Source organism: Mesorhizobium sp. 01N446 (assembly GCF_056399285.1).
Genome location: NZ_JBFTRA010000046.1, coordinates 1 through 437 on the forward strand (window position 1 = coordinate 1; position 437 = coordinate 437).

Consider the following 437-nt stretch of genomic DNA (forward strand, 5'->3'; position numbering starts at 1 on the left):
ACGGAAGCCAACACGGCAGCGGCGATCAGCAGCGATCAGCACTTCCGGCACGCTGACCATCAGCGATGTCGACAGTCCTGCGACCTTCGTCGCTCAGGCCGCAACCGCCGGCAGCTACGGCACCTTTGCCATCAATGCGGCCGGTGCCTGGACCTACACCGCAAGCTCGGCCCACAACGAGTTCGTCGCCGGCCAGCACTACACCGAGAACTTCGACGTGGTCAGTGCCGACGGCACCCACACCTCGGTGCAGATCGATATTCTGGGGACCAATGACGCAGCGGTTCTCTCCTCTGCCTCGGTCAACCTGACGGAAGCCAATACCGCAGCGGCGATCAGCACTTCCGGCACGCTGACCATCTCCGATGTCGACAGTCCTGCGACCTTCGTCGCTCAGGCCGCAACCGCCGGGACCTACGGCACCTTTGCCATCAATG

The 437-nt window shown here is 63.4% G+C and carries 1 protein-coding gene; it reads left to right on the forward strand.

Annotation, left to right across the window (positions count from 1 at the left end; translation table 11 throughout):
• A partial coding sequence (locus AC1DPX_RS35150) for a VCBS domain-containing protein (protein WP_477242616.1) occupies positions 1 to 437 on the forward strand: 437 nt, incomplete at both ends.